This window comes from Sedimentibacter sp. B4 (assembly GCF_000309315.1).
Classification (GTDB): domain Bacteria; phylum Bacillota; class Clostridia; order Tissierellales; family Sedimentibacteraceae; genus Sedimentibacter; species Sedimentibacter saalensis.
In genome coordinates this window covers 254,367-271,585 of the sequence record NZ_CANG01000955.1, presented here as the reverse complement: position 1 = coordinate 271,585, position 17,219 = coordinate 254,367, and the positions used below count along the sequence as shown (strand labels likewise).

Here is a 17,219-nt window from a genome sequence, read left to right as displayed (position 1 = left end):
AATGTCAAAAGTTATGAAAACTATGGACGGAAATACAGCTGCTGCGTATGTCTCATATGCGTTTACTGATGTAGCTGCAATATTCCCAATAACACCTTCTTCACCAATGGCTGAACTTGCAGATGAATGGGCAGCTCATGGTCAGAAAAACATCTTCGGACAAACTGTCAAAGTTGTTGAAATGCAGTCAGAAGGTGGAGCTGCAGGTGCTGTACACGGTTCATTGCAGGCAGGTGCTTTAACAACTACATACACTGCATCACAAGGTTTGTTGTTAATGATACCAAACATGTATAAAATAGCAGGTGAATTATTACCGGCAGTTTTCCATGTTAGTGCAAGAGCTCTTGCAGGACATGCTCTATCAATATTTGGAGATCATTCAGACGTAATGGCAGCAAGACAGACAGGATTTGCTCTTTTAGCTTCCAGCAGCGTTCAGGAAGCAATGGACTTAGGAGGAGTTGCTCACTTGGCTACTCTGAAAACAAGAGTTCCATTTGTACATTTCTTTGATGGTTTCAGAACTTCTCATGAAGTACAAAAAATTGAAACAATTGATTATGCTGACTTAGCTAAATTAGTTGATATGGATGCTGTAAATGAATTCAGAGCCAGAGCTTTAAATCCGGAACACCCAGTAACAAGAGGAACTGCTCAGAATCCTGATATATTCTTCCAGGCAAGAGAAGCATCAAACAAATTCTATGATGAAGTTCCAGCAGTAGTTGCTGACTACATGACAGAAATTGAAAAAATAACAGGAAGAGAATACAAACCATTCAACTACTATGGAGCACCAGATGCTGAAAACATCATAGTTGCTATGGGTTCAGTAACAGAAACTGCAAAAGAAGTTATAGATAACTTAACTGCAAAGGGAGAAAAAGTTGGTATAGTTATAGTTCACCTGTACAGACCTTTCTCATCAAAATATTTCTTTGATGTAATGCCAAAGACTGTTAAGAAAATAGCAGTACTTGACAGATGCAAAGAACCAGGTTCAATTGGAGAACCATTGTACTTAGACGTTAAATCAATGTACTATGCACAGGAAAAACAGCCATTAATCGTTGGCGGAAGATACGGATTAGGTTCAAAAGACACTACTCCTGCTCAGATATTTGCTGTTTACAACAACTTGAAAGAAGATGCTCCTAAAAATGACTTCACAATAGGTATAGTTGATGACGTTACTTTCAAATCACTGGAAACTCCAGAAATAGTTAACACTTCAGCACCTGGAACAATCAGATGTAAATTCTGGGGTCTTGGTTCAGATGGAACAGTTGGAGCTAACAAAGACGCTATAAAAATTATCGGTGACCATACTAACATGTATGCTCAGGGATATTTCTCATATGACTCTAAAAAATCAGGCGGTGTTACTGTATCTCACTTAAGATTCGGTAAATCACCAATAAGATCAACATATTTAATTGATGAAGCTGACTTTGTTTCATTGTCACAGCAATCATATGTTGATAAATATGATGTATTGACAGGACTTAAAAAAGGCGGCACATTCTTATTAAATACTCTTTGGTCAAAAGAAGAGTTAGAAGCTAATCTGCCTGCAAAATATAAAAGATATCTTGCTAAAAAAGAAATTAATTTCTACACAATCAATGCAACTGAGATTGCTCAGGAATTAGGACTTGGAAACAGAACAAACATGATCATTCAGTCTGCATTCTTCAAACTGGCTGATGTTATTCCTGTTGATGAAGCAGTTGGGTACTTAAATGGAGCTATTGTTAAATCTTATGGTAAAAAAGGTGAAGCAATAGTTAACATGAACAAAGAAGCAGTTCAAAAAGGTATCACTGAATTAGTAAAAGTAGAAATACCTGAATCTTGGAAAGATGCAACAGATTCAAGTGCAAACAGTGGACTTGCTGTACCTTTCACAGAAGAAGAAAAACCAGATTTCATTAAAAATGTTGCTGACGTTATGAACAGACAAGAAGGTGACAGCCTTCCAGTAAGCACATTTGCAGGAATCGAAGACGGTACATTCCCAATGGGAACTTCAGCATACGAAAAAAGAGGTATTGCTGTAACTGTACCTAAATGGATACCTGAAAACTGTATTCAGTGTAATCAATGTGCATTTGTATGTCCTCATGCAGTAATCAGACCTACATTGCTTGATTCAGCTGAAAAATCAGCTGCTCCAGAAACTTTTGAAACTATAAAAGCAACTGGAAAAGGACTTGAAGGCCTTGAGTACAGACTTGTTATAAGCCCATTGGATTGTACAGGATGCGGAAACTGTGCTGACATCTGTCCAGCTAAGACAAAAGCTCTTGTTATGAATCCTATTGCTGAAGAAGTTGAAGCAGGAATACCAAACTGGAAATATGCAATGGATGAAGTATCTATAAAAGATAACTTGATGGATAAAGTTTCTGTAAAAGGAAGCCAGTTCTGCAAACCATACTTCGAGTTCTCAGGCGCTTGCGCAGGTTGCGGAGAAACAGCTTATGTTAAGACTATTACTCAGTTGTACGGCGACAGAATGATGATAGCTAATGCTACTGGATGTTCATCAATTTGGGGAATCTGCACCAGCAACACCATACACTACAGACAAAAACGGAAGAGGTCCTTCATGGGCTAACTCATTGTTCGAAGACAATGCTGAATTTGGTTTAGGTATGGCAACAGCTGTAAGACAAATGAGAGAATCAATTCAAATGTCAATGGAAGCATTGCTTGAAAAAGAAATTCCTGCTGAATTAAAAGCAGCATGCCAGGAATGGATAGCAGGAATAGACAACGCTGAAGCATCAAAAGTTGCTTCTGCTAAAGTTCTTGCAGCTGTAGAAGGATTTACACCATGCAAAGAATGTGAAGAAGCAGTTAAAAACATTATTGACAAGAAAGACTTCCTTGTTAAGAAATCACAATGGATCATAGGCGGAGACGGCTGGGCATATGACATAGGATACGGCGGATTAGACCACGTATTGGCATCAGGCGAAGACGTAAATGTTCTTGTTCTTGACACAGAAGTTTACTCAAATACAGGCGGACAGTCTTCTAAATCTACTCCTACTGCTTCAGTTGCTAAATTTGCAGCTTCAGGTAAGAGAGTTAAGAAGAAAGACTTAGGTATGATCGCTTCAACTTACGGCTATGTATATGTAGCTCAGGTTGCTATAGGATCAGATAAGAACCAATTCCTTAAAGCTTTGAAAGAAGCAGAAAGCTACAACGGACCATCATTGATCATAGCTTATGCTCCATGTATCAACCACGGAATCAAAGCCGGAATGGGCAAGACTGTTGAAAGAGAAAAGAAAGCTGTTGATGCAGGATACTGGCATTTATACAGATTCAACCCACTTCTCAAGGAAGAAGGCAAGAACCCATTCATACTGGATTCTAAAGAGCCAAAGACTTCATTTAGAGAATTCCTTGAAGGCGAAGTAAGATATGTATCATTGAAAGCTTCATTCCCAGAAATAGCTGAAGAATTATTTGCCAAAGCAGAAAAAGATGCTAAGGAAAGATATGAAGGCTATGTAAGAATGGCTGAAATGAAATATTAATAAAAATGTAGAACGGTTCTTTTAGAACCGTTCTTTTTTTGTATACAGAAAACCACGATAGTGTGAAACTTTTTATATTATAAAAGCGTCATATAATTAGTTTAGTTTATTTATCCTATTTATCAGATATAAGGAATGGTATTTTATGCTTCAAACTTAATATTTACAATAATGAAAAACACAAAATTATTATTTGGGGGCGTTGGAACATTGAATAATATGAATGACAGACATTTTAGAATTAGAAGAGCAATAAAAAACAAAAGTTTTTATAAATTGAGTATGATCAGTTTACTGTTGATTTTTTTATTATGCTCATGCAATAAAGACGATAGTAATTTTTATGATGAAATTGATGCACTAAGCCAAAGTGATAATATCTCTAAAGATATTGAATATTCAAATGCGGATGAAGCTTTAATTAAGGTTCAAGGTGAGGTTAAGGTTTTAACCGGGCTTGATGATGTTGAGACTTCAGAGCTTTTTAGCATTGAAAATACATATTATATAAAGGTAAAAATACACGATTTAGTGTTACATAATGATTATATTCAAGCAGGTGACGGTGAGTATACTACCGTTACAAATTACACGGATAGATCGCTGAATAACATAGAAGAAAAAATCATTGGAGATTTTTATGAAATATGGAGATATGAAAATGGTGATTTAAAAAGAATTCTTTATAACATGGAGGATGTTGTATATAGTCAGGATGATGATAAAATAATTATAGATGGAGCATATAATTCATACATTATAAAATTAGAATCTGACAATGAAGGAAAAGAGAAAATTTTATACGAATGCTATTATACAGATATATTGAACAGTGATAATAGAGATTTCACCTGTTATATAAATAATTTTTTCTCTATTTGTGTTGTTGATAATAAAGAAAATAAAATTATTCTAAATAAATACATAGATTTAGAACACGAATCATGATTGGAAAAGACAGCGCTTATACAAGAGCAGGCTACAAAGATACGCTTGTTTCTGAATTAGCATTGATGAAGCCGATAATACAAAGCTTATTAAATTTAATGATATTGTTTATGCTGTTGTTGATGATGGCGAAAATAAAAAGCTAATTCAATACACCGAAAATAACAATGCAAATATTGTTGCAGATAAACTTGACGATATAAATTTCAGTGAGCTTGGTAAATACATAAGCCTGTACAATAAAAGCGGAGATCTTATTGTGCTGGACAGCAGCGGGAATAAATACTTTGAAGACAATGTGCTTGACTATTTTTCAAATAATGATTATTCAGGCAACAAAAATCAAAACAATGAAAATAATATAGAGCTTGGGGTAACAGTATGGGGTGAAAATAATGATAAGCTTTATATACTGACTAAAGAGGACGACAGACTGAGAAATATTTTTGAAGTTAATCTGGTTTACAAATCAATCAGGGATTTGGCTTGCGATATTGATTGCAGATATGAGAATATTTATATAGATATACCAGGAGGCTTTGCAGCGTACAGCACTTTTCCTGGTCTAATATTTTATACATATGATAAAGAAGTAAATAATGATGTGTGTTTATATTTATGGTATGATGTAGAAGGAGAGCCGGTTCCAACTGCAATTGCAATATGTCAAATAACATATAGTATAAATAAAAGCAATGATAAAACATATCTGCAATATGAAAATATGGAAATTTTATGAAAAATGGTTGATTAAGGAAAGGCAGCAAACTGAAATTATGAAGCATTAAGACTGAGTTTATAATAAACAAAGTGACTTTTTCAAATAATAAACAAAGAAAAGTTAACGTTATTACAATAACTAATTTTATAGTAGAAAATCCTCTAGAAACGGATTTTGTAATAACTGATAAAAGCAAAATAATACTATTAGATAAACAGTTTCACTTAAAAGATTCATTTACAATAAATGATAGCAGTGAAAAAATATTGGATTTTATAAAATAATCTATAATATATAAATTCAATCATATCTAATAAAATAAAAATAAGAATTTTAATATTGGTTTGGTAAGCGAACGATAACAATGAGTATTGCAGAATAAAAGCCCTTTGGTATAACTGTTGAGTCAAAAGGTCTTTAAAGTTATTATTCAGTTTCATAAATTTATATATTGGATAAAGTTGGATAAATATTTTGGGGGGAGAAATTTAAAATGAAAAGATTTTGCATTATTTTATTAGTATTAATGATATTCCTTTGTGCATGTAATTTAAAAAACAATAACATAGCTATAAAGAATACATCTGATCAGGAAATGACTGTTTCAAAGTCTGAGACTGATTATTCCAATTTACACGAATTAGCAAAAATGTATGAAAAATCAGTATTAGGAAGAACGTTAGATACAGATTCACCGGTGATTTTTACAATTGGTATTTTAGCTGAATTTAATAAAGATGAAGATTATATAAAAGATTATGCTTTTACAATGCCATATGAAAATACAAAAGAGATTGCATCTATATTTTTCTGCAAGGAGCTTATTGCTATAAAGAATGATTCTGTTTATTATAGTTTTCCGGATGATGACAATTATAAAGATATAATTCTTGAACCTTTTGAAATTAATGACAATGGTGAAGAAGTAAGTGTATTATATGGACGATTTATTGATGATGAAGACGGCAACAGACGTTGGCTTTATCCGGTTACTTACACCATGGTTCCATATATTCTCACTGAGGATGAAATTCCGCTTATTTTATCTGATGAACTTAAGGCTGGAGAACAGCAATATCGAATAAAAAAAATTGAAAATATAACAAATTTAGAATATGCAAAAAAGATATATGCTGATAATGGATACGGAGATTTGGTTATTGACAAAACATATGAAATCAGCAGCCCAGATGATGTTCTTGCAATGGCAAAAAGGGTAAACAGTGAAATATATAATGAGTTAAACGCAACATATACACTTACTAAAGACATTGATATGAGCAATGTGAAATTTACACCTATTGGAATAAACAAATCAGATATTTATTATTTTGATGAAAGAAATCCGAACAACATTGGATTTTGCGGAATTTTTGAAGGAAATAATTTCACAATTTCTAATTTGAATTATGTTGGAGAATCGACTGAACCTAATGAGATGGGTGAGTATTTCGGATTTTTCTCTGTTTTGGGAAATGGATCCATTGTTAAAAATTTAAATATAGAAAATGCCAACATAGGCTATAAAGGCGAATTCAATAATGTATCTGCAGGAATACTTGCCGGCAGGATATTAAGTGCAACAGTTGAAAACTGCAATGTTAGCGGTACCGTTAAGGGCATAAGTAATGTAGGAGGACTTGTGGGGAGTACATCATTTGATTATAAAACAGATGATGTTTGTAGTGAAATATATAACTGTAAAGCTGATGTAGAAGTTTTTGGTGAGAACTGGGTTGGAGGCTTTATAGGCTCAAATCACAGGACTATTGTTGCAAATTGCTCTGTAAAGGGAATAGTTACATGTGACAAAATTACGGAAGATACCAATATGCCAATAGCTATTGGCGGCTTCGCCGGTAACAACTGTTGGGCAGAGATAAGGAACTGCGGAGCCTGTGTTTGGGTCAAAACAATGGTAAATGCTCGTTGTGTCGGTTCTCATGTTGGATTAAATGAAGGTGATATATATGAGTGCTATTACAATAACACCGTTTCTAACTGGAAGCCGTCAGGAGACAGTCAAAGAGATGAATTACAAAATGATGTTGTAGGCCTTCCTAATGATGAGTATTATAAAAGAGTTTCAGAAAATTAGTTTTTAAAAATATTTACCTTTTTCTCATATTTATTTTATCAATTATTATAATGTGAATAATTATGTAGGAAACAGGATTACTAGTAGGAGAAATATATTTTTTTAAACATATGTTTAAAATGAAAAAAATATAAAAGGATAAAATATGAAAACAGAAAAAAGGGTAATAAGTGTTTGGATTATTAATATTTGTTTTATTGCAATTTTGCTTTATATACAAGGTGTAACACAACTTAGTTTTATTAATAATAAATATAATTTTTATACTAAAATTGTAATACTAATTAGTTTTTTTGTATCTCTGAATAAAACTATATTTAAAGACATAAACTTTCTAGAGATAGCTTCTTTTATCATTTGTATAGTACTTATTTCTTTAATGTCACTTTATCATGTTATGTTTGAACAGCTTTTATATACAACACAAATAGATTTACCTAATAATAGGGATTTAATAGTTAAAGAACATAGTGTAATAGAAGAATATACTATTACTTTTTATGAAAAAAAGTACTTGCTATTTAAAAAACCTTTAGAAAATGGTCCTTATATTGTAACAGATAATGCACCTTTTCATTCAGGTGAATATAAAACTGAATATGATAAAGATAATAAGGTCTTAATAAAATATAGAAATCCTAGATTTGAAGAATATCAAGAAATTACAATTCAACTTTAATCTAATGAATTTAAATTCATTGCTGTATTTCTAATAGCTTTGTAAGAAAACACAAAATCAAAATAGAGAATAAGAACAACAAAAGCTATAACACTATAGAAGCCATAAAAATATTTATTATGTCTGAATTCATAAATATTTTTATGGCTTCTTATATATATAAGAGAATATTTTCTTGAAAAATAAAACTTTTTAAAAATAAATATAATTATTTATTTGAGAGGGATTGTTATTGCTTCATCTTCATTAAGGAGCATGTCTGGCATTTCTACATACCAGAACCCTCCAATTTGATCAGAGATATTATCTGGAGCGTCTGTACTCCAAGAACCTGTTATAACTGCATTTCCAGTTTGCTTATCATATTTAACTTCTTTTAAATTAATATATTTGTTTATATCCTTACTGCCGTTTTTATCTAAAAAACCAAAAGCTCCATTTATAATGCTTCTGTATTGAAGTATTGCCCCATAAGGTTTGAGTATTACTCTTATTTGATTATCATCAATTTCTATATTTTCTGTCTTGTACCCACCTATATCACTTATTTTTATTTCTGTTGGAGTATTATCATCAGACATCATTACTTGTTTTTCAACTGGATCACCAAAAGTTAAAATTGGTACCAAGTATAGTTCATTAATTTTCTTGTTAGTTGATGGATATATAAATTCGAATACATTCTTGCTGATATCTCCATTTTCAGCAAATTTAACTATATCATTTAATACAAGATAATAGTTGCCATTTTCATCTCTCAAGGTAAAATCCCTAAAAGGATCTGAACCACCCTCACTTATGGCAATTTGTCCACCAAATGGAGAAATAGATAGTTTATCTATTGTGATATTATGTTTATATTCGCTCCTTTGTACTATAGATGTGACTTCTGCTTGAATGTTAGGAGTTACAGTAATTGAATTTTCAATTGTACTGCTTCTATCAATTGCCATGTAAAAAGACCAAGTACCTTTAGAATTACAGATATATTCAGTAAATATATTTAAATTGAAAATTATTGGTAATTCATCTGTCATTATATATTTTTGAATAGCAACAAATGAATAATCATTTTTTAAATAATAATCCCAATCTGTTGTATCATTAATTCCTAAATCCGTACCATCTATTTTAAAAGTATAAAATGGGGCCAAGGGAAGAATATATTCTGTAAAATCACTTATGCCGTATTTTTCATAATTACGTTTATATATTGAATCATTCATAATAATTTCTTTTATAGGTACTGAACTGGTTACGGTAGATGTTATTAAAATAAAGTTTCCATCTACCGCTATGCTATTTACCGTTACAGAAATACCTTCACTTTCACTCGTATAATTTACAGTAGCATTGTACTTTTCATATTCAGATTGCTTGGACTCTATGTTTAGGTTATCTATTTTATAAAATTCTTTCAAGAAATTTTGAGTCATTTCTAATAATCTTGGTACTGAAGCAAAGGCTGTTGTCATAAGAAACAAGGCAATTATAGAAGCTATAAGTATAACTTTTATTCTTTGAGTATTCTTTTGTACCTTTTTAAGGCCAGTATTATCTTCGGGTAATTTTTCTAGTGCTGACTTAATTGAATTCTTGAATTCTTCTGCCATAGGATTTGGCTCATGCTCAATCATAGATTTAATCGTTTTATCAAAATTATTGTTCATATGTAAGTCCTCCCTGAGTCAATAATTCGATTTTTAGTTTCTGTCTAGCTCTAAAAAGCCTGACTTTAACTGTACTTTGTGGTATATCTAGAATTTCGCCTATATTTTTTATACTAAAGTCATCGTAATAAAATAAAACAATAATTGCTCTATACTTCTCTTCTAATTTTTGTACTGAATCCCATACTTCATAAGAAGACTCATAATCCTTACTAATTTGAGTCGGCTCAATCACTTGTTCCATATAAATTAGTTTTTTGTTTTTTCTTATAATGGAGTATGACTCATTAGATACTATTTTTAATATCCAAGCTTTAAAACAATTTAAATCTTTAAGAGTATTTCTGCTTACATAGGCCTTATATATAGCTGAACCTACGGCATCTTCAGCATCATATTCATTCAAGAGAATGCTTTTTGCTAAACGGTACATGCTTAGTTGGTGAGTTTCTACTAAATTAGAAAACTGACTTTTATTGATTGTTTCATTAGGTTTAAAATTGTCAGCGATATTGTTTACCATTTTGTTTTTACCTCTGCCTTTTTCATTTCTGATATATTTGATAAAAATGAAAGTCATGTAAAACTACTTAGTGGTTGATGCTCAATTGTCGATTATATCCATATATTAACAAGTATAGCCCATATAAAATATAGAGTCACTACTTATCTAACACCTACAGTTAAATTTCATTTCATATATAAGACAATTAACTTAGCTAAAAGGTTACACTTTAATGAGAATGTTTTTGATGATATTTTCATACATCAATGTTAAAAAAATTGAAATTAGTAATTGAAAAAATGCAACCTTTTACGCTTGTGCGGAGTCTTATTAATATAGATTCATTTTCACAAATTAAAAGTAATGTATGCAGTTAGTAAAATTAATATAATTGATTTGGAAAGATCAAAAGTTTACAATCGTTAAAATATTTAGCATAAAAATAGAAACTTTACTCAGTAAATCCGTGTTGAGAAGAGAATGTAGTTTCATATTTAAACAATAGAAAAGGGGGATTCATTATAAATGAAAAGAATTTTTAATTATTTCAGTTCTTTCGTGTTCAGTTTTACTAATAACATGGGGGCTAAGTGCAGTTTCAAAAGTAGGAAATTACAATGATAGGGGTGTTAAAGATATAGGACACTTACTTAATGGGCAAGTAGCTTCATAGATTATCGAAATTATAACATTTAAATCGCGTAGAGAACTTGTACTCACCTTTTAGTTGTAAAAAAAATATATTTATAGTAAAATAAGGTATACAAAATACGAGGGGGCAACAGGTATGGTGAAATGATATTCACTATGTTTTGGTTGCGAGGAGGAGATATGTTTAAAAGAACAATTTCATTGATGTTATCATTAGTTATGCTATTTTCTGTACTTACAGGATGCAGCACAAACGAACTGGGTTATCTCAGTTTGTCGAGAGAACTGGCGGCTTTGACTCAGTTTTCATTTGAAAATACAACAAACATTGAAGTTACTGAAGATGTGGCAGGGGAAGACTACAATGCAGCAATTAATTTAAAGGGTAAGGCTAACGTAGAAGACTTAAACTCAATTTACATGAATGTTGATGTGACATTCAGCTTAAATGGATTAAAGTCAACTGATCCAATCAATTTCATAATTGCAGACAATAACGTATATGTTTCAAAAAATCTGGTTCTTCAGTTAATTACATTTGATGAAATGTTAAATGGCGAAGCAACAGAAAGTGTGGAAGTTATAAATGATTTCTACAACAACGGCCTTAAGGATGTGGAATACATACTGCTTAGTGATTTAGGTGAAATGGACAGCATTGAATATGAAACGGATTACAAGGAAATGCAGGATAATGCAATTGACTATATTACAACAGCATTTAAGGGCTTTGATTCAAAACTCATAACAAAGATAAACGGAGGTTACTCCATTGAACTTACTTCACAGGGCGCTTTAGAATTTGTGGAAAGACTCATTACATATGTAAGCGAAAACAGAGAGCATGTGTTTGATGAAACTGTGAAGTATGTTGAAAACCTGTACAACAACACAGAATTTGAAGGAATGACTGCTGAGGACAAGGAAACATTAATAGCTGAATTAGAAGCAAGCAGACAGGATTTTTATGATTTCTTGGATGAAGCAGTTATGATACTTGAAACTGAAGAACTGGCTTCCATTGAAGAACTTGTGAGAGGAAGTAAAATTCAGCAAAATATTGTAAAAACAGGTTCATCATACAAGGAAAATTCATCAGCAGAAATTGTTTATGAAGGAATGTCCATGGGAAAACTTTCAGCAGAAACTTTAGTAACACCTGAAAATGTTGAAAAAATTTCAGTTACAGAAAGTGTTATGACTATAGAAGATGCTGAAAGCCTATATGAGAAAACAGAAAACAAAATTAATCCCGCTCAGACAATGCAGCTTATGTGGTATACAGAGGGTGAAGATCTTGATGTTGATATAACGAGACAAAGCGGCAAGACAGATTGGAATACACAGCCATACACTATCATTGAAAACAGAGTTTATCTTCCTTTGAGATACATAGGCGAAACATTTGGAGAAGAAGTATATTGGGATAATGATGCAAGAAAAGCATATGTTATAAGAGGCAATGAGAAAATCGACATGACAGGTGTGATTGTTGACTCAAGAACAATGGTTAAAGTGAGAGACTTTGAAAAACTCGGATACAAAATAACTTATACTCTTGATGGTGATTTTTCCACTGCAGTAATTGAAAAATAAATTTGTTAATAAATTTAGAAGGACGGCTTGCGCCGTCCTTTAGTTTAATTTTCTTCATTTACAGTCTTACTTTTCCATGCTATTTTTGATTCGCTTTTCAGTCCCTCAAAATACAGTCTTGTTTCAGATGCAATAACTCCCCTGAGTCCAATGAGAGCTATGAGGTTTGGTATTGCCATGAGTCCGTTTACAATGTCTGCAAGAATCCATATCATGTCAAGCTTGAGGAATGATCCTGCCCCTACAAGTACAATAAAAATCAATCTGTATAATTTGATTGCCTTAACTCCAAACAGGTATTCTGTACATCTCTCACCATAGTAGTTCCAACCGAGAATTGTTGTGAAAGAAAAGAATATCAATCCTACAGTAACAATATAAGGTCCGATTAAAGGCAGCCCCTGGTTGAATGCTTCATTTGTCATGCTTGCACCTTGGAGACTTCCGTTCCATACATCTGTCATAATAAGCATCAAACCTGTCATGGTGCATATAATTATTGTGTCAAAGAATGTTCCTGTCATTGAAATAAGTCCTTGTTTCACGCATGAATTTGTTTTTGCAGCAGCAGTTGCAATTGGTGCGCTTCCAAGGCCTGACTCATTTGAGAAAACACCTCTGGCAACGCCGTTTCGCATGGCATACATGACGCTTGCTCCTAAAAATCCACCGGTTGCAGCAGTTGGGGTAAATGCGCTTTTTATTACCAACAAAAATGTTTGTGGAATAAGCTGAATGTTTGATATCATTATGAACAATGCTCCCAGCACATAAAATACAGCCATAAATGGAACAATGATTTCTGAAATTTTTGCAATACTTTTGATTCCTCCCAATGTTACAAGTGCAACTATTGCGGTTATCACTATTGAAGTAGCAAGAACTGGAATGTTGAAAGTAATTTTTACGGCATCTGTAATTGCATTAATTTGTGGAAATGTTCCTATACCAAAGAAGGCAACTCCTACGCCGAAGGCAGCAAACATTTTTGCAAGGACTTTGTTTCCAAGTCCTCTTTCAATGTAGTACATAGGTCCTCCGGACATTTGTCCGTTTTCATCAACAACCCTGTACTTTACGGAAAGAAGGCATTCGCCGTACTTGGTAGCCATGCCGAAGAAAGCTGCAACCCACATCCAGAACAAGGCTCCAGGTCCTCCTGCCTTGATGGCGGTGGCAACACCTACAATGTTTCCTGTTCCGATTGTAGCCGCCAATGCTGTGCAAAGTGCACCGAAGCTTGAAACATCGCCCTGTGCATTGCTATCAGTGTCTTTGGAAAAAACCAGTTTCAATGCCAGGGGAAGCTTGAAAACCTGAATGAGTCCAAGTTTGAATGTAAGGTAGATTCCTGTTCCCACTAGCAGCATCAGCAGTGGCGGTCCCCATATAAAGGAATCGGCCTTTTCTAAAAATAATGTTACGTTTTGCATTTTGTACCTCCCTAAATTTTATAGTGCGTTTAAGGAATCCTCTTAAAAGACAAAAAGCCAGATCAAAAAAGACCCGGCCTCAAAAAATTACAGCATAGCTCTGTCCTTTTACCTGAGAGATTGACCGGTGTAACCGGCTTGCTCCTTCGGTGCTCATTTGAGGCTCTCCAGAGTTTCGTCCGATAATGGTCCTTTTGCCTGAAAGTGTAACTCCTTCGGCGGATCATATGATCTCTCTCCCACTATCTTCATCCGAAATATTTAATTTTATCACTGGGCATGATTATAGCATGTACTAGGAAAAAACAAAAGGGAAAAATTTAAATACGACATATCTTAATTATGAAAACGGTTATCAACAAATTTTCGTCAGCAATATATGCCGTATAACAAAATACTTACTATTTCCTGATAATATGCTATAATGATATAAACTAAAATATATTGTCAGGTGGTTTTATGGAAGAAAAAGCATTGCAGAAAAAGTCCTATACAAAAGTTATAGATTATATTAAAAAACAAATTGTAAACGGAGATTTAATAACAGGAGGAAAACTTCCATCAGAACGAGAATTGTCTGATATTCTGGGTGTAAGCAGGAACTCTGTCAGGGAAGCCATCAGGATGCTTGATTTTATGGGTATTATTTCTAGCCAGCAGGGAGCAGGAAATTATCTTACAGGCAATTTTGAAAACAATCTTGTGGAATCTATGTCCATGATGTTTATGCTTAATCAGATAACTTATCAGCAAATAAGCCAGCTGAGGCGTGCACTGGAACTTGAGGCGCTGATGATTGCCATTGACAATGTAACAGATAAAGAAATTGAACAGTTTGAAAATATAATTTCTCAGCTTGAAAATCAAACAGAAGAATATAATGTAATTCTAGATAAGCAGCTTCACTATAACATTGCAGCAGCATCCAGAAATACTTTGATAATAAATATACTAAGAGCTCTTTCAGAAGTGATGGATAAGTTCATAGCGGACCTGAGGAAGGAAATATTAAGCTCTGAAACCAGCAAAGATTACCTTCATGATGCACATGACAAAATGGTGAAGAGCCTTATAATCAAGGACAAAACCCTTGCTTTTTCTGCAATAAACAAACATTTTGATTTGATTGACGAAGAGTTGGATAGAATGACAAAAAATATATAAATAGAAAGCAAAAAAGATTTTTTAAAATATCAATGTTAAAAAAGTGACTATTGTTGACAATGATAACATTTGCAGATATACTTAATAAAGTAAGTGGTACTACCAGTTGAAAATGCGCATGCATTTTTATTTTTATCAGAAGTGGTACTACCAGTTAGTGAAAACGAAATTATAGTTAATGTATTCAGAAAGGGAAAAGGTAAACATATGAACATTTTGGTTTGCATCAAACAAGTTCCTGAAACAAACAAAGTTGAAGTAGATCCTGTTACAGGAGTATTGAAAAGAAACGGCGTAGATTCAAAAATGAATCCTTATGACTTGTATGCAATTGAGACAGCACTGAGAGTGAAAGAAAAAACAGGCGGAACCATTACTGTTATTACCATGGGACCACCACAGGCGGCAGGAGTAATAAGAGAAGCATTTGCCATGGGAGCAGATGAAGGTGTGCTCATTTCCGACAGAAAATTCGGCGGAGCTGACGTTCTTGCAACAAGCTACACACTTGCTCAGGGAATAAAGAAAACAGGAGATTTTGAACTCATTCTCTGCGGAAAGCAGACTACTGACGGAGATACTGCCCAGGTTGGACCTGAAGTTTCTGAATGGCTTAACATACCAAGCGTTTCAAATGTGTGCAAAATTATTGACATTGAAGAAAAATTTATTTCAGTAGAAATGGATATGACAGATGACATAGAAATTGCCAAGGTTGAATATCCATGCCTCCTGGCTGTTGACAAGGATATTTTTATGCCGAGACTTCCTTCCTACACAAGAAAAATAAATACAAAGGACAAAGAAATTACAGTCATGAGCCTTGATGACATGGAAGACAAGGATGAAAAACACTACGGACTCAATGGTTCTCCAACGCAGGTTCAGCGCATATTTCCTCCTTCTGTGAACGCTCACAGGGAAATGTGGGCAGGATCAAACTCAGAGCTTACAACTCAGCTGTTAAATAAATTGAAAGAAATGAAATTCGCATAGGAGGCAATCATGGCAAAATTAGTTGTTAATCAGTCAAAAGTAGGCAACATGCAGGAACTCATAAGCATATGCCCCTTTGGAGCTCTTGAAGAAATAAACGGTGAACTTCAGATAAATGCTGCGTGCAAAATGTGCAAGCTTTGCGTTAAAAAGGGACCTGCAGGAGCAATAGAATATGTGGAAGAAACAAAGGAAGAAGTAGACAAGAGTTTGTGGAAGGGAATTGCAGTATATGTTGACCACATTGACGGAAACATTCATCCTGTTACTTATGAGCTCATTGGAAAAGCAAAGGAGCTTGCAGAAAAAATAAATTATCCTGTTTATGCTGTAATGATGGGAAGCGGCATTTCAAAGCAATGTCATGAAATCCTTCATTACGGTGTTGACAAGGTGTTCGTATATGATGATGAAAAGCTTGACAGATTTAAAATTGAACCATACACAGCAGTGTTTGAAGATTTTGTAAAAAGCATCATGCCAACTGCCATACTGGTTGGAGCAACACCAGTTGGAAGACAGCTGGCTCCAAGGCTTGCTGCAAGACTGAAAACAGGCCTTACTGCTGACTGTACGAAACTTGAAATCAATGAAAACACAGATTTGGTGCAGATACGTCCAGCATTCGGCGGAAACATTATGGCACAGATACTCACCCCTAACAACAGACCTCAGATGGCTACTGTTAGATACAAGGTAATGGATGCACCTAAAAGAAATCAAGAGGAAGCAGGAGAAATAGTTAAGTGCAGCATTGATTCAGAAAAATTAAACTGCAAGGTTGAAGTAATGGACATAATTCCAAAGGAAAAGGAACAGTTCATTGAAGCAGCTGATGTGTTGGTTGTTGCAGGAAGAGGAGTCAAAAAAGAAGAAGACCTGGCAATGATAAAAGAACTTGCAGATTTATTGGGAGGACAGATGGCATGCACAAGACCTATGTCTGAAGCAGGATGGGTTGAAGCAAAACGCCAGGTGGGACTCAGCGGAAGAACAGTAAGACCAAAGCTCATAATTACCTGTGGAGTATCGGGAGCAATTCAGTTTGTTGCAGGCATGAACAATTCAGAACAGATAATAGCAATAAACAAAGATGAACATGCACCTATTTTCAAGACTGCCCATTACGGACTGGTAGGAGATTTGTATGAAATTATTCCTAACTTAATAGAACAAATAAAAGCAGGCAGGGAGGCATAAA

11 protein-coding genes, 1 pseudogene and 1 riboswitch are annotated in these 17,219 nt (G+C 33.8%); of the genes and pseudogenes, 9 read left to right on the top strand and 3 right to left on the bottom strand.

Annotated features, from left to right (window positions below; translation table 11 throughout):
* Position 1: 1 nt before the first annotated feature.
* The 5 genes and pseudogenes from nifJ (at position 2) to BN358_RS19320 (ending at position 8,003) form a co-directional block, all read left to right on the top strand.
* Positions 2 to 3,557: pseudogene (gene nifJ, locus BN358_RS19340) on the top strand (pyruvate:ferredoxin (flavodoxin) oxidoreductase).
* Positions 3,558 to 3,692: 135 nt separating this feature from the next.
* Positions 3,693 to 4,505, top strand: a complete 813-nt coding sequence (locus tag BN358_RS19335; RefSeq protein WP_019230185.1) for a hypothetical protein — start codon at positions 3,693 to 3,695, stop codon at positions 4,503 to 4,505.
* Positions 4,506 to 4,764: 259 nt separating this feature from the next.
* Positions 4,765 to 5,244: a hypothetical protein gene (locus tag BN358_RS19330; protein WP_019230183.1), complete on the top strand. Its 480-nt coding sequence runs from the start codon at positions 4,765 to 4,767 to the stop codon at positions 5,242 to 5,244.
* Positions 5,245 to 5,719: 475 nt separating this feature from the next.
* A complete protein-coding gene (locus BN358_RS19325; protein WP_019230182.1) occupies positions 5,720 to 7,324 on the top strand; it encodes a hypothetical protein in 1,605 nt (534 codons plus the stop codon).
* Positions 7,325 to 7,469: 145 nt separating this feature from the next.
* Positions 7,470 to 8,003 carry a hypothetical protein gene (locus BN358_RS19320; protein ID WP_019230181.1) on the top strand — a complete coding sequence of 178 codons (534 nt, stop codon included), beginning with the start codon at positions 7,470 to 7,472 and terminating at the stop codon, positions 8,001 to 8,003.
* A 212-nt stretch (positions 8,004 to 8,215) separates the two neighbouring features.
* On the opposite strand, the gene BN358_RS19315 is transcribed toward BN358_RS19320, so the two are convergent.
* Positions 8,216 to 9,673, bottom strand: coding sequence for a DUF4179 domain-containing protein (locus tag BN358_RS19315; protein ID WP_019230180.1), 1,458 nt, complete (start codon positions 9,671 to 9,673; stop codon positions 8,216 to 8,218).
* Complete coding sequence (locus BN358_RS19310; RefSeq protein ID WP_040583990.1) at positions 9,663 to 10,196, bottom strand: sigma-70 family RNA polymerase sigma factor; 534 nt, start codon at positions 10,194 to 10,196, stop codon at positions 9,663 to 9,665. Before BN358_RS19310 ends, BN358_RS19315 begins: the two co-directional genes overlap by 11 nt.
* An 813-nt stretch (positions 10,197 to 11,009) precedes the next feature.
* Between BN358_RS19310 and BN358_RS28020 the strand changes: the two genes are divergently transcribed.
* Positions 11,010 to 12,425, top strand: a complete 1,416-nt coding sequence (locus tag BN358_RS28020; RefSeq protein WP_019230178.1) for a copper amine oxidase N-terminal domain-containing protein — start codon at positions 11,010 to 11,012, stop codon at positions 12,423 to 12,425.
* A gap of 44 nt (positions 12,426 to 12,469) precedes the next feature.
* On the opposite strand, the gene BN358_RS19300 is transcribed toward BN358_RS28020, so the two are convergent.
* Positions 12,470 to 13,858, bottom strand: a complete 1,389-nt coding sequence (locus tag BN358_RS19300) for a sodium:alanine symporter family protein (RefSeq protein ID WP_019230177.1) — start codon at positions 13,856 to 13,858, stop codon at positions 12,470 to 12,472.
* A gap of 90 nt (positions 13,859 to 13,948) precedes the next feature.
* Positions 13,949 to 14,039, bottom strand: a riboswitch (glycine riboswitch).
* A 278-nt stretch (positions 14,040 to 14,317) separates the two neighbouring features.
* Between BN358_RS19300 and BN358_RS19295 the strand changes: the two genes are divergently transcribed.
* The 3 genes from BN358_RS19295 (at position 14,318) to BN358_RS19285 (ending at position 17,218) form a co-directional block, all read left to right on the top strand.
* Entirely contained in the window at positions 14,318 to 15,022 is a 705-nt protein-coding gene (locus BN358_RS19295; RefSeq protein ID WP_019230176.1) for a FadR/GntR family transcriptional regulator, read from the top strand.
* 207 nt (positions 15,023 to 15,229) lie between these two features.
* Positions 15,230 to 16,018, top strand: a complete 789-nt coding sequence (locus BN358_RS19290) for an electron transfer flavoprotein subunit beta/FixA family protein (RefSeq protein WP_019230175.1) — start codon at positions 15,230 to 15,232, stop codon at positions 16,016 to 16,018.
* A 9-nt stretch (positions 16,019 to 16,027) separates the two neighbouring features.
* Positions 16,028 to 17,218 (top strand): electron transfer flavoprotein subunit alpha, encoded by a 1,191-nt coding sequence (locus tag BN358_RS19285; protein WP_019230174.1) that lies wholly within the window; start codon positions 16,028 to 16,030, stop codon positions 17,216 to 17,218.
* The last annotated feature ends 1 nt before the right edge of the window (position 17,219 follow it).

Excerpts from the sequence above, each read along its gene's own strand:
- BN358_RS19290 (WP_019230175.1), top strand. The coding sequence starts at position 15,230 with ATGAACATTTTGGTTTGCATCAAACAAGTTCCTGAAACAAACAAAGTT.
- BN358_RS19335 (WP_019230185.1), top strand. The coding sequence starts at position 3,693 with ATGGTATTTTATGCTTCAAACTTAATATTTACAATAATGAAAAACACA.
- BN358_RS19325 (WP_019230182.1), top strand. The coding sequence starts at position 5,720 with ATGAAAAGATTTTGCATTATTTTATTAGTATTAATGATATTCCTTTGT.
- BN358_RS19300 (WP_019230177.1), bottom strand. The coding sequence starts at position 13,858 with ATGCAAAACGTAACATTATTTTTAGAAAAGGCCGATTCCTTTATATGG.
- BN358_RS19315 (WP_019230180.1), bottom strand. The coding sequence starts at position 9,673 with ATGAACAATAATTTTGATAAAACGATTAAATCTATGATTGAGCATGAG.
- BN358_RS19310 (WP_040583990.1), bottom strand. The coding sequence starts at position 10,196 with ATGGTAAACAATATCGCTGACAATTTTAAACCTAATGAAACAATCAAT.
- BN358_RS19285 (WP_019230174.1), top strand. The coding sequence starts at position 16,028 with ATGGCAAAATTAGTTGTTAATCAGTCAAAAGTAGGCAACATGCAGGAA.
- BN358_RS19295 (WP_019230176.1), top strand. The coding sequence starts at position 14,318 with ATGGAAGAAAAAGCATTGCAGAAAAAGTCCTATACAAAAGTTATAGAT.
- BN358_RS19320 (WP_019230181.1), top strand. The coding sequence starts at position 7,470 with ATGAAAACAGAAAAAAGGGTAATAAGTGTTTGGATTATTAATATTTGT.
- BN358_RS28020 (WP_019230178.1), top strand. The coding sequence starts at position 11,010 with ATGTTTAAAAGAACAATTTCATTGATGTTATCATTAGTTATGCTATTT.